Genomic DNA, 23,389 nt, shown 5'->3' with positions numbered 1-23,389 from the left:
CGCTTCAAAAAACGGGCTAAATAACGTGGCCAATACGCGTATTGCGGTCGTTGACGACCATCCCCTATTGCGGGCCGGCGTAATCCATTCCCTTAAAACCGCCGGAGACTTCGAGGTCATTGCTGAAGGCGGGAGCGCCCACGACGCCATTGCAATTGCCCAGAATCAGCATCCCGACGCGATATTGTTGGACGTCAATATGCCTGGGTCGGGCCTCGAAGCAGCCTTGCAGATTTCGAAGGCTCATCCAAAAATCCGCCTCATCATGCTCACTGTCTGCGACCTGGACGATAGCGTCGCGACGTGCCTTGAGGCAGGCGTAGCGGGTTATATTCTCAAGGGAACGAGCCCTTCGGAACTGGTTCGCGTCGTCCGGAGCGTGTGCGAGGGCGAATCCTACGTGACGCCGGCGCTCGCTGCACGCATCTTGACAAAAATCCGCGTGCGTTCTGTTCCGAAGACGACCTCCCCGCAAAACGATCTCACATCGCGGGAAGAAGCGGTTCTCAATCAATTGGCCCTCGGCCTCAAGAACAAGGAAATCGCTCGCGTCCTCTCGCTCAGCGAGAAGACCGTCAAGCATTACATGACAAGTATTATGCAGAAGCTACAGGTTCGTAGCCGCCTCGAAGCCGCGCTGCGGGTTAAGGAAAGATCGCTCTAAGCTGCTGCAATCCGTCATACATCTACGCGAAATCGCGAGCGACCGCGGTAGCCGCCGTCGAGGGCGAGCAATCTTCAGACCCGCAAGCTAACCACGAGGGGAACTGGCGAGGGGGATCGGGACGGATGAAAATCTTGGTCGTCGAAGATGAGCCAACGATTGCTGAAGACATCCGGTCGAGCCTCGCCGAAGCAGGTTACATCGTCGAAACATGCGATAGCGGCCAGGACGCGCTACTACTCGGATCAACCGAGACCTATAGCGCTGTCATTCTCGATCTCGGACTTCCCAAACTTGACGGTCTCACCATTCTCAAGCGTTGGCGCACAGACGGACGATCGATGCCGGTCGTCGTACTGACCGCGCGCGCATCCTGGGTCGAGCGCGTCGAAGGTATCAACGCCGGCGCGGATGACTATTTGGCGAAGCCTTTTCAGATGCCGGAGCTCTTGGCTCGGTTGGGCGCCGTTCTGCGCCGCGGCAATCATCATCATACGTCGACCATCATTGCCGGACCGTTGCGACTAGATACGGCTGCGATGAACGTGACGGTCGGGGGGAGGAATATTCACGTTACTCCTTTCGAGTTTCGGCTTCTAAGCCATCTCTTGCATCATTTGGGCAAGGTCATCTCTCGGGAGGAGCTTAAAGAGCACGTTTATGGCCACAACGACGGACGCGACGTCAACGCCATCGAGGCCATGATCGCACGCCTTCGACGGAAGCTCGGCATTGACATCATCGAGACACGCCGGGGCCAAGGTTACGTAGTGGACGCATCGCCGTGATACGGGAAGGATCGCTCAGCCTCAGACTGCTGGCGGCGTGGCTGGTGTTCCTTCTGTTGACGTTGCCCATGGCGGCGCTTGGCCTGCAGGCTCTTTTTGAACGGAGTATCGATCGGGGCGCGATATCCGATCTGACCACCGACCTTAATCTCATTGCCGATTCAATCGAGATCGATCCGTCGGGAAATGTAAATCTCGTCGATGTGCCGGCACACCCCAACTTTCTGCTGGCTTACGGGCACCGATATTGGCAACTCTCGGAGGACGGCAAGCCTCTCCTCCGGTCACCCTCGCTGTGGGCGGAAACCCTTAGCCCTACGCAGCCCTCGCAATTCGGCGCGCTTACAGTCAGCCGCTTCTCAGGGCCTAACGACCAATCCTTGCTGGGTCTCGCCGAGATCGTCCGAGCCCCTAGCCACAACGACCGGGCTTTTGAGATCGTCACGGCGATCGATTACGAAGAAATACTGGTCGCACGACATAGCTTTTCGAATGACGTCTGGATTGGCGTCGCGGTGGTCTTTCTACTGATCATTCTTGCGGCAATGGCCCAAGTCTTTATCGGCCTGAAACCCCTCAAGGCCCTGCGGGAATCATTGACTGCCGTGAGAAACGGCAGCGCGCGCAGAATCGAGGGCAATTTTCCAACAGAGATCGCACCTCTCATATCGGAAACGAACGACCTGCTCGCCGCCCGAGACGACGCCCTCGCTGCCGCAAGCGCCCGGGCCGCCAATCTCGCACATGGCCTGAAAACGCCGTTGGCGGTTATGGCCGCCCTCAGCCGGCAGTTGAGACGCGATGGAGCTTTCAAACCAGCTATGGAGTTCGAAAAACAATTGGAAGCCATGAGATGGCATGTCGAACGGGAGCTCGCCCTTTCGCGCCCCCGATTTTTTGAACCCGCGGCTCATTCACAGATCGATGCCGCTACTGAAATATCCGGAATCGTAAGCGCCCTGAAGAAGCTAGCCCGAAGCGAAGAGCTTAATTGGAACGTGTCGATCAACCCATCGCTGCCATTGACGATCGATCGCGCAGATTTCAGCGACATCATGGGGAACGTTCTGGACAACGCTCAGAAATGGGCACGACATCAGGTCTTGGTTGAAGCCAGTCAGACTGCGAATTCCATTCTTCTGACTGTCGATGATGATGGTCCAGGCGTGGAAGACGAACAGATCGACCGTATTGTCCAGCGCGGCGAGCGGGCGGATCCAACGGTCCCCGGCAGCGGACTCGGGCTAGCCATCGCCAGCGAGCTGATTTTTCTGTACGGTGGTCAATTGCGGTTATCGCGGAGTTCACTGGGGGGATTGCGAGCGGCAATAACGCTCAATCAAGCCTGAGGTGAAGCAATAAATCGACTCAGTGTACATTCCAATTAAAATGAAGGTCTCAGAGATCACCTCGTAATTCCGAGCGTTGGCGGAGGAGATGGACTCTCCGGATCATGACTTATAAGAATTCCAGAGATTTGCGCCGACAACTGAGAATGAGCATGGGCGCCAAATTTGATCGCAGCGCTTCGGAAAGTGCGTGCTCACAACGTGCTGGCTATGTGGCAAGATTGAAAAACTCGCCGCATCGCCTGGGCGCGATTTTTGCCACGGCATTTTTTTTTACAGCGACTGCCATCGGCTTCTTCATCGATTCAAATATTGAGGCTCGCGTTATCGAAAACGCCTCTTTAACTGCAGCACATTTCATCGAGGGCTTTCTCGAGCCGCTGGTTCAATCCCTCGTATTGGGGCCAAGTCTGACGAATGAAGAAAGAGCATCTCTCGACAAGTTGCTCATCAATCCCTCTTTTCGCAAGAACGTCGTCAACCTCAGAATCTGGCATCCCGACGGCACGATCGTTTACAGCGATGAAAGGGCACTTGAGGGAATCAAGTACGAACTTCACGAGCAACTGCGTGGTGCGTTCAGGGGCGAAGTCACGACCGAGCTGAGCGAAGCCCCTCAGGACCCGGTGACCGGCAAGCACGATTTTACCGTTCCAATTGTGGAAGTTCACGCCCCGCTGCGTGCGCTCGGTACCTCGCCGGTCATCGGTGCGGCCGAATTCTTCATGGATGCCGATGAGCTATCCAAAGACTTGCGGAAAGCGAGGAAATATAGTTCGGCCTTCGCCGGGCTTTTTTCGATACTCGCGCTCATCGCTGCGTTAGCCGTGCTGCGCGAAATACGAACACGACCCGCGCGCCGGAAGAGTGTCATTGCGAAAAATCTGTTGGCGGCCGATATCCTTCGCAATCAAATGGAGCAAGACGAAAAAGCTGTCGCCAAAACTTCGGATGACCGCAAGTCGAAGTCGATGGGAGAAGTCATGGCGGATCTGCACGATGGCCCGGCACAGCTTCTGGCCCTTGCGTTATTGAAGCTCGATGCACTCGGACTTTCTTCCGATGCCCCAACGCCGAAAGCAGCGATCGATGCCGTGCGCGGGGTGACGGGCGATGCCTTGAAGGAAATCCGCAATATCTTGCGGAAGTCGACAAATCCGGAACTCGAAAATTTGACACTTCAACAGGTATTCACGTTCGCCGCGCAGCTACACGAGGATCGTACGCGCAGCTCCGTCGCGCTCAATATTGGTTCTCTGCCAGCGGTCAACAGCGATCTGTCCGCATGCCTGTTTCAATTCACGCGCGAGGCCTTGAATAATGCCTTTTGGCACGCCGGTGGAAAGGGGCAATCGTTGCGTGCCGAATACGATGGCCGCCAGCTGACTGTCGAAATACGCGACGAAGGCAAGCAATTCACATATCGTAATGCCCAAGATGATCGCATCGGGTTTGGCCTCTTAGGCATGGCCGATCGAATAAAGTCAAAGGGTGGTGTTCTGGAAATTTATCCCTCGTCTGGAGAAGGGACGCGTCTCGTCGCGAAATTCGTTATCCAGGAAGACGTCATAACCGCGCTTGCGCGTGCATGAGGGGCCGTTTGCAGGTCATGCGCCTACGCCTCAATCGAGAATAGGCTTCAGAGCACCAAGTAATCGGACGCCGCAAAGGCAAGTTGGATGGTCTGGTCAACCCTCGTTCCCAAACCTTATCCAACATTCTGCAACGAGCGGTGAATCTCTTCGGCGAGAACGAGTAAAAGCCACAGCGCCCCGGCGACGACAGTCAGCACCACGTTGAACTGGACTATCGACGTCAGAAGGCCGCACGGCCGGCGCATTTTTTCTGGAAAGAAATTATCCTGCGGTGGCGCTGCGCCATCCGGCAATAGGAAGAATGCCAGCAATACTATCGCAACCGTGAGGATGTTCGCACCGATGTACGTAGCGCGCGATATGGCAATAGCGTGGTCCACACACGGTTCCTATCGTCAGTCTCTGTTCTCGATGAGCGCGAATAATTTTCGGCGCTCTCTTGAATCATCCCGGGAGGCCGCAGGGACGCGTGCTGCACTCATTTTACAACCTGAGTAAATACGTCCTGAAGGCGGCGGGGATCTGAAGCATTCAGCGTTCCAAAGAGATCCCCGGAGTTCGGGAAACAAACTTTCAAACCTTGTTGCCCAACCGCCGGCAAGGTGACGACGACATCCTTGGCCTGTTGAGTTTTAGCTTTGGCCGCATCCATTTGGCCGCTCGCAATCGGCAGGGAGGGATGATCAAAGACTCCGGAATGGCATGCCACGCGATTATCAGTCAGCGAAAGCAAGAATTGAACGAGGTCTTCTTCCTCCTCATCGGTTAAACCGAGCGAATTATTCGTCGATGTCGCGCTCGCATCGCCGATATCCGGGTCCAGATTGGTATTGTTGATTACGCCGAATGGCGTGGGCGTTGCCAGCCCAGTCGTGTCGGCATCGAGCGGGCCGCGACGATCGCCACCACGATTATAGAAGCGAACAACATCCTTCAGCGTCGCTTGGCCCCCGTTGTGAAAATATGGCGGGTTGAGACCAACGTTGCGCAGAATCGGAACCTTGAATGATCCATCGACAGCGTCGCGCGGAGCGGTTGTGGGATCTGTCAGCGACGGGAGATTGTCGCAAGGCGTGAAGATTGGTGTTTCGAATTCGCAAGGCCTTACCTCAAAGCGGTCTAAGGATTTGTTCTTTTGATTCAGCAGACGCCACTTGAATTGGCGAGTGAATGACAGGTCGAAGCCGTATGGATCTGTGGCACCGACACCTAGGTCTTCGGAGGTCGGTCGCGCACCGATATTATAAAAACCCGAGTCGTAGATACCCGGACGTCCGTCGCCCATCAGCATGCCTTCAATCGATTTAGGGGACTCGGTTGAAAGGCTGGTCACTGTTGCTCCAGAGAGAAGCGGACCATTGTGACAGGCGACGCACTTTCCTTTGCCTTCGAAAATCGCCATGCCGGCGACCGCTTGCTGACTCATTGCCGCCGGGCCGTGATCGAATGGCGCGTCATCCGAGATAAGCAGCTGCTCGTAGGCCTGGATTGCAAGCCCCCAAAAGAGCGAGAAGTTCAGTTCTTCCTGCGTATGACCTTTGACGAAATCGACCTTGATGCTGCCCGTCGCGGAATCGACGGTGAACTTTCCAGATACTGTCCAGTACTGCGGGTAGAAGGCCTTTTCGACGAGGGCTTTGTATGTCGTTTTCAATCCGGTTTGCGACGAGGACGGAATGAGAGAGGGGGTTTTACTAAAGAGACTATCCTGAGGATGGACGACCTGCGTCGACAGGGGCCGAATCGGCAAGAGCTTTGCCCCAAGATCGGCAAACGTCTTTCCGGCGCAGGACATTTCGAAGTCGCTCAGCGGCGGCCCGACCGCCTGAGACGCGAGGCTCGCGTTGTCGATGAGAGGCTTTGTCAGCGCCAGAGTTTTACCGGATTGAACAAGTATGCCCGCGCCGGCTGCATTGGGATTACCGACTAAGGTGACCGGATCCAACGGTGCGAACGTTCTCGGCCCGAAAGGATCAACACCGTTGAACTGACTGTTCGCGCGGCCATCCCAGAACTGCCTGAAATTGTAGACGGCGTTTACGGTTGTTGGAGTCTGACGTGGCTCGACCTTGCGATAAATGAGACCGTTCGCGTGAAAGGGGTTTCCCGTTGGATTGGTCGTGGGATTGAACGGGCTGTAGGTCAGATTGCACTTCTCGGTCGTGCGAATTCGGCCCCTCGGGAGGCTGCGTTTCACAAGGAAAGCGGTGAGCAAGTCTTGCCGCGCGGTTCTTTCACCCGAAATGAAATCACCTGCGTAAGTGCCCTGCGAGGAAAAGACATCGTTCGTGTCGAACGTGACCGGCGATTCCCGATCGTTGACGTTCGCAAGTTTGTGGAACGGAAAATCGGGAGCGTTGTACTGCTTATTGGGACCGGAGATCCCAGCGTTGTTATCGCGGGCATCAAAGATCGCCTGCAAAGCGACCACGGTGTTTCGTACGCTCGGGTCAACTTGGTTCTTGATGCGGATGTCGGCACCAGCGTGGAAATGGCAGGTTGCACAAGCTTGTCCGTCGCTTCCGACCTGGGTGTCCCAAAACAATGCCTTGCCAAGCTGCTGGGCTGCAATCGGGTCTTTGATGTACGCGCTCACGTTTGGCAAAATCGGCTTAACGCCGGCGAGAGACGGTATATCTGCGACCGGATCTATGACCTGCGCCGATAGCTGGTAAGCCGGTAAGCCCGCGGATGCAACCGAGACGGTGACCACCCACGCGATGAGCTTGGATCCTAACGAGACGGCGGATCGCCTCTTTCGGTTTTCGCGCTCTCTCATGCCGAAAGACACGCTTGTCCAATGAACTCGGGAATCCATATCTCCATCCTCGAACGCGAACACCAGGCAGGGACACGGGTTCAGCAAAAATCGCGCCGCCATCAGCATGCTGACGATAATTGTTTCGAATTCTCGGAGTAGATCGGAAGGGATTGGGTCTAGAGGGTGTGACGCGCTTCAGACGTTGGTCTTAACTCGGGACCGATGGCGACCAGACCATGGTCGATCCGATGGCGCGCTTGCAGAACGCATTTCGGTACTGCAGATGTCGCGTGGACAAAAAAAAAGCATAGGAGCGAGGTGCCCGCTCCTATGCCTTGCGGTCTCAGAGAAGCGATCTACTCGCTTTCGCTCATGAATTTCTCGGCGGCCGTTACCAAGCTCGCCTTGGGATTGGCCTCGCAATAGTCGGCGATGTCACTCGTCTGCTTGATGAATTTCTCAACATCCAGCATCGTCGAGCCATTGTTGTAGCTAGCGTGATAGCCGGCCAGCCACATGAACGTATCGCCGATGTTTTTCAGGACGTCTTTGTTCGTCAGAGCTGACTCGCAGGTGACGATTGCCAGGTCGTAGCTCTTGGGGCTCGCGTCTTCGATATTTTCGCCCATGAACTTTTCGCTCGCCGACAGCACGCCAACTCCGGGATGTTCGGAGCAAAATACGACTGTTTTGTCGAAAGCGTCCGACAGCTTGTCCCAATCGACGACGGTACCTTGATCTACCGTGGCGTGGTAGCCGCCCATCCAATTCAGAATGCCGTTGACGAATGACAGGTCGCTCGGGGTCTTCGCTTCATAGGCAGATGCCAGCTTCTCGCAACTGATTGTCGATACGTCGATCTGCTCGGCTACCGCTGCGAGCGGGAAGACTGCCCATAACAACAGCGACGATAAAACGGAAAGGAAGACACTCTTCATCGAACGGTCCCTGATTAAACCACCGACCTGCGCAGTGCCTGCGGGTCGGGGACGCGGGATAATCCCCAGCCAGCGGACCCATAGATCGAAGAGGTTAATAATCGGCGTGAGCACTCCGATCTGACGGTCGCGCTCGTGACACCCATCGCTCTAACTCCGCGCTCATGCCTTGGAGGATTCGACAGTAGCGAACCGATCCGGGAACAGGGCAAAAGCGTATATATCAAAGAAGAGGCACGCTGATTGCACGTTGGGTCTAAAGCACAGCGTTAAAGGGCGCCCTTGGCATGTTTAGGGACAATATTATCTGGGTCGATTTCCGGGTCTCCAAGGACATCAGAGACAAACAGGTTTTATCGTTCGCCGAGCGCATGAAGGCTAGCTCGGCGCGGACGCACCATCATCTCGAGGCGACAAAAGCTGCGATTGACGCGGTCAAGCGCATGCTTGGGGGGCCACAGAGCATCTCCAAACAGACCGACAAGTCATAGCCGACGATACTGGTCAGGCTTCAGGATGCTTTTCTTTGGGTGGCGCCGGCGGGATAGAATACGCTCGACCCGCTTATTCCAAATTGCGTGAGGTTCTGCGGTTCCAGACTGTTCGCAGAAACAACGATCGGCACCTTCAGGGCTTTGACTGCGTCGCAGAAGTCCAAAGTGTCGGCTTCAACGTCAAACTCAATGACAACTGAATTGACTTTCGTCCCCTGCACGAACGCGAGTGCCTCCCCGTATGAACCGAAGACGTAGGCGCTGCCGCTTCGCTTATGGCGCGTGTCGCAGAACCGCATTGGTTGATTGATTGAGCGCTCGACGATGACGATTGCTCTGTAGTTTTCCATGTCGGGTACCTCTAAGCCTCCCGGCTTCAGGAGCGGAGTTTCCGCAGTCCCTTGAGGTCAATCTATCGGCGGCTCGAAAGGTGACAATCGATAAAAGGCAGAGCCGCAAAAAATATCTGTGAGTTCGGCGGAGGGCGCCGCGGTGGCGTGGCTGCGAACGGATTTGATCGCGGCGGCCGAACCCGCGGACCGAACAACAAAATGCAGCCTCCAACCCGCCGCCCCGATGTGGCGCGCCCGGCGTCGGAGCGTATCACGGATGCGTGGCGTCGTAGTGCGCGGCCTGCTCATACATGACGTACCGGCCAGCCACGAACCCAATCGCAATAAGGATGCAAGCGATGGCAAAGAGTTTGACGTGGCGATGCATAGGACCTCCGATCACCCAAAACCTGTCTCTGCCACAGGGTGATCATTGAAGTCGAGGACTGTTCGTTCAAATCGGCAGAGAGAGGCCGCAATCGAGCGCGGCACCGCCGTCTGCCAAGTTGACAGCGCGACCAACCGGATGCCGAATAGGCAAGTTCGGGCACGGTGCTACAGCGATAGGCGAAGGACAGTCGATAGTGAGATCAAATCGATGGATGCTCGCACTCGACGCCAATGCACTCACCTATTGGATCGAGGCGATGAATGCGGCTCCTGATCGCCCCTCGGGGGCTTTGGCCGAAGAAAAACTTGCCCTTGTCAGAATATTTTTTTGGATGCCGCCTGAGGCCAGTTTCAAATTGGTGCCAACTGTCAAATTGGAATACGAGGCGATCCCGGATCGCGAAAAACGCGAGGACCACATCGGCTGGGCGTTGAGCCGTGTTTCAGAGGTGCGGCCTTCGCCTGAAGAATCTCTCGTCGCAAAGCGCGCTGAAGAACTGATCCCCCACCGTGCGGATGCGAGCGATCGGAAAATCATCGCAGAGTGCGAGCTCGCCCGCATCTCGGCATTGTTGACCTGCGACGGCCAGTTTATCCAACGGCTTCGTTTGGAAACGCGCGTTTGGGTGGTTCGGCCGTCGGAATTTTGGGACCGCATGCGACTCCCGAGCGGAACTCCTCCAAACAGAATGCCTCCGGACGGCAGCCCATTGCATCGGTGCTCATGGTGGGAATGGTGAGGCGGATTTAATTACAGCGGACTCTGCAAAAACAATTTCTCTTATTTTAGCTTTCTAGCTCACGTTCGACATCGGCAGTTGCCGTCCATCGTGCGGAACGACGCGCAAATACCCGCCGAAAGGCATAGGCCGAATGCACATGATCAAAATCGACAGACCATTATAAGGCGCGCTTATAGTTTGCCGCTTAAGGAGATCCATCTTCAAAAGAAGGATTGCCCAAAATGGCTCAGAAAGCTCACGAACATCATCAGAAAGCCGCCGAGCATCACCAGCATGCCGCGGAGCACCACAAGGAAGCTGCCAAGCACTATCAAGCGGGTCAGCACGAAAAGGCTGCTCACCACGCCCATTTGGCAGAGGCGCATCACATCCACGCGCGGCAACACCACGAAGAGGCGGCAAAGGCTCACCTCATAGAGCACGGTTCGAAGCGCTAATTTCTAGCCACATTCGTTGTGATGCTCGTTAGGTGACTACTTGTTTCGTCGCAGGTGTGTGCGGCGGCACCCCATAATGTGGTTCACGCCCACCTAGAAGTCTTGATCCCAAATATTGCGATTGGCACGAGAGTTCGCATAGCGTGACTTACTCAGCGATTGGCCGCGATGGCCGAGAACGCGGAAGGCGCGCAGCATGCTGGTCCGCGGTCGGCTCAAACGCCGGTTGCAGTTCTGGTCTCGGATTTCTTTTGCTCAGTTCATTTGAGATTGGAGCAAGCTTTCGCTCCACATCAGCATCCGCAAGGCCGCTGCTTTTTTGCGCTGGTTTCCCAGGCGCGCGATTCAAGAAAGCTCTAGGGAAGCCTCAATGTGATTGAAAGCCACAGTGCGGACATCGCACAGATTTCGTCGTAAAACGTGAGCGTTCTTCTCGCACGAGAGTTCGAGTGCCGATAAGTTCAGCACCATGGATTGCCCAAGCTGCGCGAAACGGGCGCTGCATTGGACAGCCTCGTTATTCGAGGGCTCTCAATGTTGCGGACAGTCGGTTCCTCGATCGCATTCGCGATCCCCAGCATCGTCATCTATTCCGTTGTCCATTTGGCGTTTTGGCCAGCGCAGATGTCGCCGGACTCTTTAGACCAGTGGCAGCAGCTGCTGACTTGGCGCTTCGACGACACGCACCCGGTCAGCGGTACTTTGCTGAACTGGATGTTCTATCAGCTCGTACCAAGCCCGGCCTTCGTTGTCTTCGCGCACTACGCGATGTTCGCACTAGCGACCGGTTACTTTCTGACTGAGCTACGCGGTTGGAATGTAGCGCTTCCGGTCGTAGCGGCGACAGCAGTGCTTTTCCCGCTGTTTCCGCCGAACTTTTTCCTGGTCACTACACTGTGGAAGGATGTGCCCTTCGGTACGTCGCTCATTGTCTTGACGGCCCTACTCGTTCGAAGCGCCCGGCTGGACTTCGACTTGTCATCATGGGAATGGGCGGCCATGGGCGCTGCGGGGATCGCCCTTGTGCTGCTCCGACACAACGGCATTATCTTGTCGGTGGGAGCCTTCCTAATGCTCTGGGCCGTGAGGCCTGCACGCGTTCCAGCCGTCCTGCTCGCCACCGCGCAGATCGTCGCGTTCGTAATATCGAAGACATTCCTTCTCTCGGCGCTTGCCGCATCGCCGCAATCCGGTCAGTTGCGGACCATCGTCGCGCTGCCCATTCTGGCGGCCATGGTTCGCGCCGATGTACATCTGTCACCCGATCAAGAAAGGACGATACTCGCCATAGCGCCTATTGAGGCGTGGAAGTCCGTCCCTTGTGGGAACGTCGTTCCATTCTACTTCAATGACGCCCGCGTTACGTATGCCGACGTTGAGCTGGGCAAGGTCTTCACGACCGCCGCCTCGCTTGCGGCCAACCATCCTTTCGTCGCCCTGCGGCAAGAGCTTTGCATGACGGAGCTGTTTTGGCGCCCCTGGGCCCGCAAGCATGACGGGCTTGCGGACGCACCGCTCGAGATCACCCGCCACCCTCTCGCGACGGAACTCGGGCTGACCACACAATCGAAGATCCCAGGCCTCGCCGATTGGCTGCGTTGGTTTCACGGCCGCTATTTCAACGGCAAAGGCCCGTTCAACCGGCCGGCGCTCTACCTGCTCACTGGCTTGATCGCAACCATAAGACTGACGATCGTCGCCAAGAGGTTATTGTGGGTGGCCTGGTTGCCGGCCGGATGGAACTGCGCGAGCTTGGTTTTTCTCATCCAGTCCCAGGAATACCGCTTCGTCTGGCCGTCGATAGCGGCTTCGTTGCTGCTCGCCGCTTTCGCCATTGGCGCTGAGGCCAAGCGCCGTCATGGACTCGGCCCAATGCCCGCACCGGAGGCAGATCGTCAACTCGGATAGGCGTTGGGGCGTAAATCAGCCCGCGTCGCCCCCGCCGTTGGCAAAGCTTGGTTGGGCGCCGCCTGGCGCGTGCTCGCGCGGATTGACTGTCGCGCGTCTTCCTTCGGACTTTGGCCCTTTGAAATAATCGCCCATGGCTTCGAGAAAGAGCGGCTTTAGATCGTCGCCTCCAGCATCAATAATGTTCTTCATAGCGTCACGCATCCGCCGCTCCCAGGTATTGTGGATGTGCTTGGCGATGCCATCCAGGGCCTCGGGCTTGGGATAAACCTCGAAGTACTCGGTTATCTGATTGGCCATTTGAATGAGATGCGCGCGTTCCATTGAGCACCTGCGCTACCGAAGCAATCAGTGGTTGAACACCATTGGGACAGAGATAGTTCCAACTCAAAAGGTAAACGTTGCGATGCGGGATGACTCTCAAGAACGCGGTTCGCTGAATAAGATCATCTGAGAAACCAGCTTCTCCTCGGCCACAGCGACACCAATTTCCGCTAGTCCCAATTCCATCAATTCCCGTCGCTGGATATCTTTCTCCCTATCGATATAAAAAAATGCGCATTTCGACCCGAAGATTGATCGACAACATCCCACCGATGCTCTGACGGCACAGTCTGGCCTGTACGCAAGGAACGAAAGGACGTATAAGCCGCAACCGCCTTTCACCGCATCCTGCTCCTTCCCTTCGCCGCTCTGTCTTTCAGAAGTCAGAATGATGGAAACAAAAATCTTCCGACATTACAGCGGACGGCTGTTTTTCGACGCCTTCTCCCGCTCACTTTTCTCAGCCAGCAATTGCGCGAATACATGCCCCAAAATTTTGTAGCGCGCATTTTCGTCTTTTGCGGCGACGCGGTGGGAAACCTCAAAATTGCAGGGGTGAATATCCTGCTTCTTTTCCTTCTGCACAGAGTCGAACGTTACGCCCCGAACGGACCGTTCGCATTTGCTGCTGGAACCGTCGCTTCGATACTCGTTATCGGTTGGACTGTGGGCATTTTCGTCCGCCTTCGGGCTGCGCGATTGCCGATGCTTGGCTTCTATTTTTTGCTTCTCGCGTTCGGCGCGGGCGTTGAATATTACAATTTCGGTTATCATGGCCTCATCAATCCTTGGCTCGTTCTCATCGGTTCACTTTTTGCTCTCCACCTCGTTGGAAGCGGACTACTGGAAAAGCATCCTCTTCTGCAGGCCGCTTTTTCAACGATATTTGCTGCGGCGGCGGGATTCTGGGTGTTTGCGGTATTTTGCTATAATCTATACTTCGGAGTTCCTATTTCCAGTCAGGTGAGCGCGGCTGTTTTGGGGACGACACTGTTCGAGGCTCGCGAGTTTATCGCGGACAATTTCGACTATCCGATCGGCGTCGTGTTATTGGGCTATACGCTCATCGTACTTGCCCTCAATTTTGCACAATATCGGGTAAACCGACCGCACGTCGGCGTATCGACAATAAGCGCCATAGCCATTGTCGCGCTGGTTCAGCTGGCCTGTTTCCACAAGCCCGCCGGGCTGTACGCGGCAACCATCGGCTACGCCTTCACCTATTTCAAACAACTCAGAGCCCTCCACGCCATTGAGAGAGCGCGTCAAGATGCGGTCCCATCGATAAGCGCTCGCAAGCTTGCGAAGGGGGAGACTTATGTCCTCGTCATCGGCGAATCCCAAGCGCGGGGACACATGAGCCTTTACGGCTATGAAAGGAAAACGACGCCCTGGATGGACGACCAAGTCTGTAGCGAAAATTGGGCTCGCTTCACTCACTCCTATTCCAATTATGTTCAGACAGTACCTGCTCTAAGTTTGGCCCTCACGGCCGCCAATCAGTACAATGGCAAAAACTATATAGCGTCGCCATCGATTCTCGATGTCGCGAGATCGGCTGGATTTCGGACATATTGGCTTAGCAATCAACAGGGCTTGGGAACGTACGATAATCCCATAACGGCCATTGCGAACACGGCGGATGTTTATGTGAAGATAAATCATCGCGTTGACGGCGGAAGCCTCAGTGACTTTCCTGACATTGAACTCGTATCCAGACTCCGCGACTTGAAGAGGCAAATTAATCCCGATGAAAACAATCTGATCGTGCTTCACCTGATGGGGAGCCACCAGGATTATTGCCGTCGTTTTCCTTCGAACTTTTCTCGGTTCTCCGATACGCCGAACTCAGCGCATGCTGGTACGGCTGGATGGTTCGACTGGTTTGCCGACACCGCAAGCGCGCGCCGTAAGAAAACTGATTGCTACGACGACAGCGTCGCTTTCACAGACCTAGTGCTGTCCCAAATATTTTCTGAAGCAAAGCAGCTTTCCGGCTTTCGCGCGTTCGTTTACCTACCCGATCACGCCGAAGGTATTGATGAGGGTCGGGCCCACGATCCTCAAATGTTTACGTTCGAGATGACCCACATTCCTCTTATCGTTTGGCTTTCTGACGCGTTTACAAAAGCGAGTGCTGGACGAACAGCAGCGTTGCGAAATCACCGCGATGCGGTCTGGACGAACGACTTGCTTTACGAACTGATTTTGGGACTAACCGGGATCGAGGCGGAAGACTACGATCCTCGCTATGATCTGTCATCGGAACGCTACAGTCTCGATTGGGACTCGGCTCTCACCCAACACGGAGCAAAAAAAGTCGAAGCCGATCCAACCCGTTTAGCAACTTCGCAGCGCTCTTCAGTTTCATCATGTCAGCAGACCGTCTCGCGTTGAAGTGTCTGTTGGCCGCTTGAAAGTTGCCCGGCGGCCTGACGCACGATGCTCTTAATCTCTCGGGCATCATCGGACCATTGTTCGCCGCGCCTCATACTGTCGGCAAGCAGGAGCTATCCTGGATGAGAGACGCGCGCGGGTTTTGGCCCTGCACGTCATGTCCTACGCAAGTCGCAACTTCAGCTGCGCTTGGCGTCGAGGTCCCACGGCCCAGACCGTCTCGAGGCAACTACAGCGTTTGACTGGCAGCAGAGATGGCAATGCAGATGAAGTGGGGCCCGTCACAAAGCGGGGTGTAGTTCCTCTCAGCTTTATCGGCTCAAAGCGCAGTCACTTAAATAATCCTCGCGAAGGCCGCCGCTCCGGTTGAAGGCTCCACAGTCTGAGCCGAAGGCTTGACGGCGCGCCGGCTCGGCTGAGGCTGTTCTTCTGTCAGCCCGACGATCTCATCACGACCGAACATCGCTTCGAGCGTACGCACGCAAAGCACCACGCTGTCGCTCGCGAGGCGATAGTAGACCAGCTTGGCTTCGCGGCGCGTGACGACGAGATCCGCACGGCGAAGCTCTGCGAGTTGCTGACTGAGCGTTGGCTGGCCAATGCCCGTTGCTTTCTCGATTTCTGCCACCCCGCGCTCGCCGTCGAGGAGATAAGAAAGGATCATGAGACGCTGAGGCTGCGCAAAGACCCGAATTTTTTCGGTCGCAGCATCCGCGAGTTCGCGAGACTGGAAAAGCGCACTCATCTGTCGGCCTTCAAACGATGGAACCAGTCGCGCGGCAAAGCCGCCGTCAAGCGGCCCTCGGGCACGACCGGCGGAACAAGGATATCGTCGCCGGGCTGCCAATCGGCGGGAGTGAGCGCTTCTCCGGTATAAGAGCGACGGAGCGCCGCCACCATGCGAAGCATCTCCTTGACGGATCGTCCGACGCTCATCGGATACCAGTTCATAGCGCGGATGACGCCTTTGGGATCGATGAAATACGCTGCGCGAACGGCGGACGAATCCGCCGCGTTTTCATCGAGCATCCCATAGGCGCGCCCGATCGCCATCGAGGGATCCTCGACGACAGGAAACGGAATCTCGACACCCGATAGCTCCCTAATCGCGTTCAGCCACGCGACGTGAGAAAACAGGCTGTCAACGGACAACCCGAGCAAGGCGCAGTCCATCTCGGCGAAGCGCGGCGCCGCCTTGGCCAAGGCCACGAATTCGCTGGTGCAGACCGGCGTGAAGTCGGCTGGGTGCGAGAAGAACACCACCCATTTTCCGCGAAACTGATCGAGGCTCATCTCCCCGTGCGTCGTACGAGCACGGAAATTTGGGGCCAAATCCCCAATGCGAAGAGGCCGATCACCTATCGTTCCTGTGTTTTCCATGGCGCCTCCTTGCCACATCGAGCCCCCTTGACGCAAGCAGAATACACAATTACATAAACTATGAAATTAAATGAGTGAGAGCCCATGGACCCCGTTGTCAATCAGGCTGATGCCTTAATCAGCAGATCACGCGCATCTGGAGCGAAGCCCGCTATCCGGGCCTTCTTCGACGAGCCGACGAATACGGTGAGCTACGTCGTGCACGATCCTTCCACCCGTGCGGCGGCAATCATCGACAGCGTATTGGATTTCGATCAGGCGGCTGGCCGTACCGACACGAAGTCGGCAGACGAAATTGTTGCCTATGTCCGCGCCAACGACTTGCAGGTCGAGTGGCTGCTCGAGACGCACGCACACGCCGATCACCTTTCGGCCGCGCCGTACCTGCAGAATGGTCTCGGCGGCAAACTGGCGATCGGACGCGAGATCATTCGTGTCCAAAACGTATTCGGCAAAATCTTCAACGTCGGCACCGAGTTCGAGCGCGACGGTTCGGAGTTCGATCGGTTATTTGCCGATGGTGATCGCTTCCAGATCGGAGAGATCGAGGCGATAACGCTGCACGTACCAGGGCACACGCCCGCCGATATGGCGTACGTCATCGGTGATGCAGTCTTCACGGGCGACACGTTGTTCATGCCCGATTATGGCACCGCCCGCGCAGATTTCCCCGGCGGCGATGCACGCGAGCTCTATCGCTCGATACGCCGCCTCTTAAAGCTGCCGGACGAGACCCGTCTTTTCCTCTGCCACGACTACAAGGCCGTTGGGCGGGACGAATATGCCTGGGAAACGACGGTCGGCGCCGAGAAAGCTCACAACATCCACGTCCACGAAGGGGTGAACGAAGACGACTTCGTCACCATGCGGACGACCCGGGATGCGACGCTCTCAATGCCCAAGCTCATCCTGCCTTCGGTCCAGGTCAACATGCGTGGCGGCCGCCTTCCCGAGGCCGAGGAGAACGGGACGCGTTATCTTAAGCTCCCGCTGAATGTGCTCTGATGCCCGGCTTCCCTCATGCTGCTCCGATAGAAGGCCTCATTGGCGGCCTTCTTATTGGCCTCGCCGCCGCAATCATGCTGCTCGGCAACGGGCGCATCGCTGGTGTCAGCGGGTTGTTTGCACGCGCACTCGGCATATCGCCCGGTGACCCGCCGCGGCAGCTCGCGTGGGCCTTCGTCATCGGCTTGCCCATTGGTGCCGGATTGGTTGCATTCGTCATGGGTGTGAACGTCGTCTTCCCCACATCGCTATCGCTGATCATCGCGGGTGTGCTCGTCGGCTTTGGCACCCGGCTCGGGTCCGGCTGCACGAGCGGACATGGTATTTGCGGACTTTCCCGGCTTTCCGTGCGTTCGATTTTCGCGACGCTCACTTTCATGATCGCAGGCGTGATCACGGTCACGGCCATGCGGCTGCTCGGGTTGTCCATATGATGAAAGATACCGCAATTGCGCTGCTTAGCGGCGTGCTCTTCGGCATGGGTCTCGCCATATCCGGGATGATCGATCCGGCGAGAGTCCGCGCGTTTCTCGACGTTGGCGGAAATTGGGATCCGACCTTGGCATTCGTCATGGGCGGCGCGCTGCTTCCGATGGCCGTTGCTTGGCAGGTAGCGAAGCGCCTCCGAAAGCCGCTTGTATCGAATGACTTTCATTTTCCTCCGACGAAGCACGTCAATTGGAAATTAATTGGTGGTGCCGCGATTTTCGGAACGGGCTGGGGGCTTGCCGGCATTTGCCCTGGCCCCGGCATAGCAGCCATCGCGGTCCAGCCGATGCCGGCGCTGCTCTTCGTGCTGGCCATGGCCGCGGGCATGGGCCTGCACAGCCTCATTTTTCAACGCGAAGCTTCGCTCGCGCATAGCACAGGAGATTTTTAGATGTTATTTAAGGCACTCAGCCCGACATTTTCAGTGGCGCCGCAGTTGACGGCTGCAGACATTGCCGACGCCGCGAAAATGGGCTTCCGGTCCATCGTATCCAATCGGCCCGATGGCGAAGAACCGGGACAGCTCACGGCGTCGGACATATCCCGCGTTGCCGACAGCAACGGCATGGCCTTCGCGCATGTGCCGGTCGTCCCGGGAAAGATCACGAGCGATGATGCCGACGCGATGCGGGATGCCCTTGCGCATCTCCCTCGCCCGATATTGGCATTCTGCCGAAGCGGTACGCGTTCGGCGACGCTATGGGCGTTAGCCGATGCCGACCCGAACGATCCCGCAATCGCAATCGAAGCCGCGAAGCGGGCGGGATATGACCTAAGCGCCCTCAGGCCAGCGCTAGAGCGACGCACGAAAGCGACCCGCCCGATGACCTACGACATTCTCATCGTTGGCGGCGGCTCGGCTGGAATTTCTACAGCGGCAAGCCTGCGCAAGCGCAACCGAAAAATCTCCATCGCCGTCGTCGAGCCCTCCGAGCTTCATTACTATCAGCCGGGCTGGACCTTAGTCGGCGCCGGTGTGTTCTCGCCCGAGCAGACGCGGCACAGCGAAGCCAGCGTCATTCCGGAAGGCGTCGAGTGGATTAAGGCGGCCGTCACCGGATTTCTGCCTGAACAGAACCAAGTCCAGCTCGCCGATGGGCGCGTCGTGAGCTACCACGTGCTGGTCGCCGCTCCGGGCATCAAGCTCGCTTGGGACGCCATCCCAGGTCTTGCTGAAGCACTCGGCTCCAACGGCGTGACGTCCAACTATCGTTATGATCTGGCGCCCTACACTTATCGGCTGGTCAGCGAATTCCGTCGCGGCCGCGCGCTCTTCACGCAGCCGCCGATGCCGATCAAATGCGCAGGCGCGCCGCAGAAGGCGATGTACCTGTCTTGCGACATCTGGCGCGACGCTGGCGTGCTTCAGAATATCGACGTCGAGTTTCACAACGCCGGTGCGGTTCTCTTCGGTGTTCCAGCCTATGTGCCAGCGCTCAAAAGCTACATCGAACGATACGGCATAGACCTGCGCCTTGAATCAAAGCTGGTGGCTGTCGATGGCCAAAGAAAAATAGCCACCCTCGAACGCAAGGCCCCCGATGGCTCCGTTGAACGCATCGAGCGATCATTCGACTTGCTCCATGCAGTGCCGCCGCAAGTGGCACCCGAGTTCGTCGCCCGCAGCGCCCTTGCTGGCCCCGGTGGCTTCATCGAAGTCGACCCGGCGACGCTGCAGCACGTTCGCTATCAGAACATCTTTGCTCTGGGCGATGCGGCCGGAACGAGCAATGCGAAAACGGCGGCCGCCGCACGCAAGCAAGCGCCGGTCGTCGCCGTCAACGCGCTCGCGGTGCTGGAGGGCAAACAACCGGCCGCAGATTACAATGGCTACGGCTCATGTCCCCTTACCGTCGAACGCGGCAAGATCGTGCTCGCGGAATTTGGCTATGGCGGCAAGCTGCTTCCAAGCTTCCCGACGTGGCTGATCGACGGCACGCGCCCGAGCCGCACCGCGTGGTTCCTCAAAGAGAGACTGCTGCCGCCGATCTATTGGCGCGGCATGCTCAAGGGGCGCGAATGGATGGTTCATCCGCACCTCATCGAGAACCGCGCGTGACGTTGGAACCTCTCCAATATTGCCTCGGCGCCCTATCGGGATCGCTGGTCGGCTTCACGCTTGCACTTGTCGGCGGCGGCGGGTCCATACTCGCCGTGCCGCTGATGGTCTATCTTGTCGGCGTCACCAGCCCGCACGTTGCCATCGGAACAAGCGCTTTCGCGGTCGCCGTCAATGCTGCGACGGGCCTCATGGGCCATGCCCGCGCGCACACAGTGAAATGGCGCTGCGGCGGAATGTATGCGGCCTCCGGCGTGATCGGCGCTCTGCTCGGTTCGACTATGGGCAAGGCGATCGACGGCCACAAGCTCCTCATTCTGTTTGCGATGGTCATGGTGGTCATCGGTATCCTGATGCTCAAGGGGCGTGGCAATCCTGGAAACCCTGGCGCCGAATGCAACCGTGACAAAGCTCCCAAGGTTCTCAGTTACGGCCTTGGCACCGGACTCTTCTCGGGGTTCTTCGGGATCGGCGGCGGCTTTCTCATTGTTCCGGGCCTGGTTGGTTCGACAGGGATGCCGATACTGAATGCGGTAGGCACGTCACTGATTGCCGTCACCGCGTTCGGGCTCACGACCGCGATAAATTATGCCTATTCCGGCCTCATCGACTGGCCGCTCGCACTCCTATTCATCGCAGGCGGCGTCGCTGGAGGATGGGCCGGCACCCACGTTGCCCGGCACCTAGCCAAAGAGCGGGGCCTGCTCACGACCGTATTCGCAGGGCTCATCTTCGTCGTCGCCGCATACATGATCTGGAAAAGCCTTTCCGCGATCGGTTTGTAGCGAGAGGAAGCATTGCTGTCGTGGGAACGTTATTTGCGGAAGAACCACACCGCCGGAACTCCAGAAACATCAAACGCATTGAATTCTGGGCTGCAGTCGGAAGGCCGAAGCGTTAGAATACGGCTCGGAGACCGCCTAGATTTGAAGCCTCAAGCGTCAGTTTGCGTCCGTAGGCGTCGAGCACCTCTTGGACGATGGCCAAACCTAGGCCCGAGCCGTCACCCTTTTCGTCGAGGCGCTTACCGCGTTCAATGGCATTGGCGCGGTCAGCTTCTGCTATGCCCTGGCCATCATCTTCCACGTATATCATCCCGTCGCCACGGCATCCGATACGAACGCGAGATCGTGCATGCCGGCCGGCGTTCTCGATGAGGTTGCCCAACACTTCTGCCAGGTCAGTCTTGTCGATTCTAACGCTCGGCTCGCCGCTAAAGTCGGTTTCAAATGAGAGCGATTTGCCGTCGATGGAACGTCGTTGGATCGAAAGCAGCGATTCGACGAGGGGCCGGATGGGCGTCGGACTGATGCCGCCCAGGCCACGGGAGCCGCGAATACGAGCACGGGCCAATTCGCGGTCGACGTGCCGGCGCATCGCTTCACTGACTTCCATCAATCGGGCTGCGACTTCGCGATCTCCTTTTTCCTGAAGAACCCTCGCATCAGCGGCCAGCGCCGCGAGCGGGGTCTTGAGGCCGTGTGCCAGATCAGCAGCGCGTCCGCGCGCGCGCTCGACTTCGAGCGTCCGCGCAGTGAGCAAACCGTTGATCTCGTCGACCAATGGTTCAATCTCACTTGGAACCGGTCCTTCCAATTGCGCTGACCGGCCTTGGCGCACGGCAGCAATCCGGTCGCGCAGGCGCTCCAAGGGCTTGAGACCCAAGCCGATCTGAATCCAGGTTGCTGCACCGAGAACAAGGCCGAGCAATGCGAGCGCCGGGACGAGATCGCTGACAAACGCGCGACGCGCCTCGGCAATACCTGCCGTATCGGCCGCAAATATGAGCCGCACGGGAGTCGGAGTATTATTCATGCTCACGACGACGGTGCGCTCGACAGCGATCAAGTCGGCGTTCCTGGGGCCAATTACGCGATGATAGTGAACGTCACCGGGAGCAAGGGCATCATGGGGAAGCGGCAGCTTGGAATCCCATAGCGACCGCGATCTCGTCATCCCGCCAGCGGCAGTACTGATTTGCCAATAGAGGCCAGACAGCGGCTCCGAAAAACGCGGGTTGGATGGCTCGCGTTTCAGCAAAGGCTGGCCGCCAGCGTCGATTTCCAAGGACCCGATCGCCTGGCGCAAATCGACTTCAAGATCGTTGGTGAGGGATCGTGTGACATGGCGCTCGAAAAGCAGCGCCAATCCGATGCCGGCAACAATCAGCGCCACGATAATAGCCGCTGCCCCTCCAGCGATAAGGCGAAGCTGTAGCGATCCGGCAGTCATGAACCTGGCTCAGCGATGATGTAGCCGAAGCCGCGCCGGGTCTTGATCACATCACCGTCAATCTTGCGCCTCACACGAGCGATCAGGGCTTCGATCGCATTCGAATCATAAGCATCTTCCGCCCCGTGAATGTGCTCGCTCAATTCTGCTTGCGAGACCACGCGTCCCTGATTGTGCATGAGGTAGGCAATGGCTCGATATTCCAGCGGTGCGAGATCAACTGGAACGCCTGCCAAGCTTACCCGCATTTGCCGCTCATCAAGAGATAGGTCGCCGACAGTGAGGAGCGGAGACCCATGCCCCGCGGACCGCCGGACCAGAGCGCGCAAGCGCGCGACGAGCTCCTCCATGCGAAACGGCTTCGGCAAGTAGTCGTCGGCTCCAGCATCGATGCCTTCGACCCGTTCCATCCAGCTCCCGCGAGCGGTGAGCGCGATCACTGGCAAGTTACGTTTAGCCTCCCGCCATTTCTTGAGTACCGTCAAGCCGTCCATATGCGGAAGCCCGAGATCAAGAACGACGGCATCGTAATCCTCGGTGTCTCCGAGAAACCAGGCATTCTCGCCATCGGACGCCGTCTCGGTGACGTAACCGGCAGCCCGCAGCGCCTTGCACACGTCTGCTGCGATCCGAGCGTCATCTTCAACAACCAGCACCCGCATCATTTCTCCTTGGTCTTGAGGATTTGAGCGGTCGCAGCATCAACATAGACGTCGAACAGGCGGCCCTTCTCGCCAGCGACACGAAACTCGTATATCCAAACTCCTTGTTCGCGCTCTATCTCAATCCCGACGACCTCGCCTGGAAGTTTCGACTGCACAGCCTGCAGCACCACGGAAAGCGGCTTCAGCTCACCCCGTTCGACGGCTGCTCGCACGGTCTCGCGCTCGCTTCGGTCGGTCTCACTCTCGCGCTCGTGGTCGTCGTCTCCCATCACACGTGTCGCCGCACCGAGCACCATGAGAACAACCATAAAAATTTTAATGGCATGCAGGGTCATCGGTATTGATCTCGCGCAAAAATCCCAGGGCCGGGCAGGTTATAAGCCGCAAGATGACGGGATGCTGACATCAGCCGTCAGCGTTAACTCACTTCAATTCCTGC

The 23,389-nt window shown here is 57.3% G+C and carries 24 protein-coding genes; 13 read left to right on the top strand and 11 right to left on the bottom strand.

All coding sequences use genetic code 11. The annotated features are described in order from the left end of the window. The first annotated feature begins 25 nt into the window (after positions 1-25). The 4 genes from G359_RS03465 (at position 26) to G359_RS03450 (ending at position 4,393) form a co-directional block, all read left to right on the top strand. Positions 26-664 (top strand): response regulator, encoded by a 639-nt coding sequence (locus G359_RS03465; RefSeq protein WP_045835001.1) that lies wholly within the window; start codon positions 26-28, stop codon positions 662-664. Positions 665-789: 125 nt separating this feature from the next. After that, entirely contained in the window at positions 790-1,452 is a 663-nt protein-coding gene (locus tag G359_RS03460) for a response regulator transcription factor (RefSeq protein ID WP_045835000.1), read from the top strand. Then, the gene (locus tag G359_RS03455; RefSeq protein ID WP_045834999.1) at positions 1,449-2,801 is read left to right on the top strand and encodes an ATP-binding protein; all 1,353 of its coding nucleotides are present in this window, start codon (positions 1,449-1,451) and stop codon (positions 2,799-2,801) included. Before G359_RS03460 ends, G359_RS03455 begins: the two co-directional genes overlap by 4 nt. Positions 2,802-2,953: 152 nt before the next feature. After that, positions 2,954-4,393, top strand: coding sequence for a sensor histidine kinase (locus G359_RS03450; protein WP_045834998.1), 1,440 nt, complete (start codon positions 2,954-2,956; stop codon positions 4,391-4,393). 116 nt (positions 4,394-4,509) lie between these two features. Here G359_RS03450 and G359_RS03445 read toward each other — a convergent pair whose 3' ends face one another. Continuing rightward, positions 4,510-4,776, bottom strand: a complete 267-nt coding sequence (locus G359_RS03445) for a hypothetical protein (protein ID WP_045834997.1) — start codon at positions 4,774-4,776, stop codon at positions 4,510-4,512. Between the two features lie 98 nt (positions 4,777-4,874). Next, positions 4,875-6,593 carry a cytochrome-c peroxidase gene (locus tag G359_RS03440; RefSeq protein ID WP_371199088.1) on the bottom strand — a complete coding sequence of 573 codons (1,719 nt, stop codon included), beginning with the start codon at positions 6,591-6,593 and terminating at the stop codon, positions 4,875-4,877. On the opposite strand from G359_RS03440, the gene G359_RS21080 reads away from it, so the two are divergent. Continuing rightward, entirely contained in the window at positions 6,489-7,064 is a 576-nt protein-coding gene (locus G359_RS21080; protein WP_371199113.1) for a hypothetical protein, read from the top strand. The genes G359_RS03440 and G359_RS21080 overlap by 105 nt on opposite strands. Positions 7,065-7,513: 449 nt before the next feature. Here G359_RS21080 and G359_RS03435 read toward each other — a convergent pair whose 3' ends face one another. Both G359_RS03435 and G359_RS03425 read right to left on the bottom strand, forming a co-directional pair. Then, positions 7,514-8,095 carry an HdeA/HdeB family chaperone gene (locus G359_RS03435; RefSeq protein WP_045834996.1) on the bottom strand — a complete coding sequence of 194 codons (582 nt, stop codon included), beginning with the start codon at positions 8,093-8,095 and terminating at the stop codon, positions 7,514-7,516. A gap of 511 nt (positions 8,096-8,606) precedes the next feature. Then, positions 8,607-8,939 carry a hypothetical protein gene (locus tag G359_RS03425; protein WP_045834994.1) on the bottom strand — a complete coding sequence of 111 codons (333 nt, stop codon included), beginning with the start codon at positions 8,937-8,939 and terminating at the stop codon, positions 8,607-8,609. 566 nt (positions 8,940-9,505) lie between these two features. Here G359_RS03425 and G359_RS03420 point away from each other — a divergent pair. Continuing rightward, on the top strand, positions 9,506-10,051 hold the full coding sequence (locus tag G359_RS03420; protein WP_156150655.1) for a hypothetical protein: 546 nt from the start codon (positions 9,506-9,508) through the stop codon (positions 10,049-10,051). A gap of 203 nt (positions 10,052-10,254) precedes the next feature. Here the strand turns inward: G359_RS03420 and G359_RS20295 are convergent, their stop codons facing one another. After that, positions 10,255-10,476 (bottom strand): hypothetical protein, encoded by a 222-nt coding sequence (locus G359_RS20295; protein WP_045834992.1) that lies wholly within the window; start codon positions 10,474-10,476, stop codon positions 10,255-10,257. A gap of 549 nt (positions 10,477-11,025) precedes the next feature. Here G359_RS20295 and G359_RS03405 point away from each other — a divergent pair. Then, positions 11,026-12,399: a hypothetical protein gene (locus G359_RS03405; protein WP_045834990.1), complete on the top strand. Its 1,374-nt coding sequence runs from the start codon at positions 11,026-11,028 to the stop codon at positions 12,397-12,399. Positions 12,400-12,414: 15 nt separating this feature from the next. Here G359_RS03405 and G359_RS03400 read toward each other — a convergent pair whose 3' ends face one another. Further along, positions 12,415-12,723, bottom strand: coding sequence for a formate dehydrogenase subunit delta (locus G359_RS03400; protein WP_045834989.1), 309 nt, complete (start codon positions 12,721-12,723; stop codon positions 12,415-12,417). 471 nt (positions 12,724-13,194) lie between these two features. Here G359_RS03400 and G359_RS03395 point away from each other — a divergent pair, with 471 nt between their 5' ends. Further along, a complete protein-coding gene (locus G359_RS03395; protein WP_156150654.1) occupies positions 13,195-15,120 on the top strand; it encodes a phosphoethanolamine transferase in 1,926 nt (641 codons plus the stop codon). Positions 15,121-15,454: 334 nt separating this feature from the next. Here the strand turns inward: G359_RS03395 and G359_RS03390 are convergent, their stop codons facing one another. Beyond that, positions 15,455-15,865: an ArsR/SmtB family transcription factor gene (locus G359_RS03390; protein WP_045834987.1), complete on the bottom strand. Its 411-nt coding sequence runs from the start codon at positions 15,863-15,865 to the stop codon at positions 15,455-15,457. Continuing rightward, a complete protein-coding gene (locus G359_RS03385) occupies positions 15,862-16,500 on the bottom strand; it encodes a peroxiredoxin (protein WP_045837594.1) in 639 nt (212 codons plus the stop codon). The genes G359_RS03390 and G359_RS03385 overlap by 4 nt, the downstream gene beginning before the upstream one ends. Positions 16,501-16,584: 84 nt before the next feature. On the opposite strand from G359_RS03385, the gene G359_RS03380 reads away from it, so the two are divergent. From G359_RS03380 to G359_RS03360, 5 genes are read left to right on the top strand one after another with little or no spacing between them, the layout of a single operon-like run. Next, entirely contained in the window at positions 16,585-17,505 is a 921-nt protein-coding gene (locus tag G359_RS03380; RefSeq protein WP_045834986.1) for an MBL fold metallo-hydrolase, read from the top strand. Beyond that, on the top strand, positions 17,505-17,939 hold the full coding sequence (locus G359_RS03375) for a YeeE/YedE family protein (RefSeq protein WP_156150652.1): 435 nt from the start codon (positions 17,505-17,507) through the stop codon (positions 17,937-17,939). Before G359_RS03380 ends, G359_RS03375 begins: the two co-directional genes overlap by 1 nt. Further along, complete coding sequence (locus G359_RS03370) at positions 17,939-18,385, top strand: DUF6691 family protein (RefSeq protein WP_045837593.1); 447 nt, start codon at positions 17,939-17,941, stop codon at positions 18,383-18,385. The genes G359_RS03375 and G359_RS03370 overlap by 1 nt, the downstream gene beginning before the upstream one ends. Further along, positions 18,386-20,053 carry a bifunctional protein tyrosine phosphatase family protein/NAD(P)/FAD-dependent oxidoreductase gene (locus tag G359_RS03365; RefSeq protein WP_045834984.1) on the top strand — a complete coding sequence of 556 codons (1,668 nt, stop codon included), beginning with the start codon at positions 18,386-18,388 and terminating at the stop codon, positions 20,051-20,053. Beyond that, complete coding sequence (locus tag G359_RS03360) at positions 20,050-20,838, top strand: sulfite exporter TauE/SafE family protein (protein ID WP_197077525.1); 789 nt, start codon at positions 20,050-20,052, stop codon at positions 20,836-20,838. Before G359_RS03365 ends, G359_RS03360 begins: the two co-directional genes overlap by 4 nt. Positions 20,839-20,950: 112 nt before the next feature. On the opposite strand, the gene G359_RS03355 is transcribed toward G359_RS03360, so the two are convergent. From G359_RS03355 to G359_RS03345, 3 genes are read right to left on the bottom strand one after another with little or no spacing between them, the layout of a single operon-like run. Continuing rightward, positions 20,951-22,285: a sensor histidine kinase gene (locus G359_RS03355; protein WP_045834982.1), complete on the bottom strand. Its 1,335-nt coding sequence runs from the start codon at positions 22,283-22,285 to the stop codon at positions 20,951-20,953. Then, complete coding sequence (locus tag G359_RS03350) at positions 22,282-22,947, bottom strand: response regulator transcription factor (RefSeq protein ID WP_045837592.1); 666 nt, start codon at positions 22,945-22,947, stop codon at positions 22,282-22,284. Before G359_RS03350 ends, G359_RS03355 begins: the two co-directional genes overlap by 4 nt. Beyond that, entirely contained in the window at positions 22,947-23,285 is a 339-nt protein-coding gene (locus G359_RS03345; protein ID WP_052699165.1) for a PepSY domain-containing protein, read from the bottom strand. Before G359_RS03345 ends, G359_RS03350 begins: the two co-directional genes overlap by 1 nt. Between the last annotated feature and the right edge of the window lie 104 nt (positions 23,286-23,389).

Source organism: Hyphomicrobium sp. 99, from assembly GCF_000384335.2.
Taxonomy (GTDB): domain Bacteria; phylum Pseudomonadota; class Alphaproteobacteria; order Rhizobiales; family Hyphomicrobiaceae; genus Hyphomicrobium_B.
Note: the sequence above shows the minus strand (reverse complement) of the source record. Positions and strands in the feature narration are given on the sequence as shown.

Bases quoted from the DNA above. Each gene is read 5' to 3' on its own strand.
- G359_RS03385 (WP_045837594.1), bottom strand. From the start codon at position 16,500: ATGGAAAACACAGGAACGATAGGTGATCGGCCTCTTCGCATTGGGGAT.
- G359_RS03375 (WP_156150652.1), top strand. From the start codon at position 17,505: ATGCCCGGCTTCCCTCATGCTGCTCCGATAGAAGGCCTCATTGGCGGC.
- G359_RS03450 (WP_045834998.1), top strand. From the start codon at position 2,954: ATGGGCGCCAAATTTGATCGCAGCGCTTCGGAAAGTGCGTGCTCACAA.
- G359_RS03405 (WP_045834990.1), top strand. From the start codon at position 11,026: ATGTTGCGGACAGTCGGTTCCTCGATCGCATTCGCGATCCCCAGCATC.
- G359_RS03355 (WP_045834982.1), bottom strand. From the start codon at position 22,285: ATGACTGCCGGATCGCTACAGCTTCGCCTTATCGCTGGAGGGGCAGCG.
- G359_RS03390 (WP_045834987.1), bottom strand. From the start codon at position 15,865: ATGAGTGCGCTTTTCCAGTCTCGCGAACTCGCGGATGCTGCGACCGAA.
- G359_RS03365 (WP_045834984.1), top strand. From the start codon at position 18,386: ATGTTATTTAAGGCACTCAGCCCGACATTTTCAGTGGCGCCGCAGTTG.
- G359_RS03400 (WP_045834989.1), bottom strand. From the start codon at position 12,723: ATGGAACGCGCGCATCTCATTCAAATGGCCAATCAGATAACCGAGTAC.
- G359_RS03350 (WP_045837592.1), bottom strand. From the start codon at position 22,947: ATGCGGGTGCTGGTTGTTGAAGATGACGCTCGGATCGCAGCAGACGTG.
- G359_RS03370 (WP_045837593.1), top strand. From the start codon at position 17,939: ATGAAAGATACCGCAATTGCGCTGCTTAGCGGCGTGCTCTTCGGCATG.
- G359_RS03345 (WP_052699165.1), bottom strand. From the start codon at position 23,285: ATGACCCTGCATGCCATTAAAATTTTTATGGTTGTTCTCATGGTGCTC.
- G359_RS03380 (WP_045834986.1), top strand. From the start codon at position 16,585: ATGGACCCCGTTGTCAATCAGGCTGATGCCTTAATCAGCAGATCACGC.
- G359_RS03435 (WP_045834996.1), bottom strand. From the start codon at position 8,095: ATGAAGAGTGTCTTCCTTTCCGTTTTATCGTCGCTGTTGTTATGGGCA.
- G359_RS03460 (WP_045835000.1), top strand. From the start codon at position 790: ATGAAAATCTTGGTCGTCGAAGATGAGCCAACGATTGCTGAAGACATC.
- G359_RS03425 (WP_045834994.1), bottom strand. From the start codon at position 8,939: ATGGAAAACTACAGAGCAATCGTCATCGTCGAGCGCTCAATCAATCAA.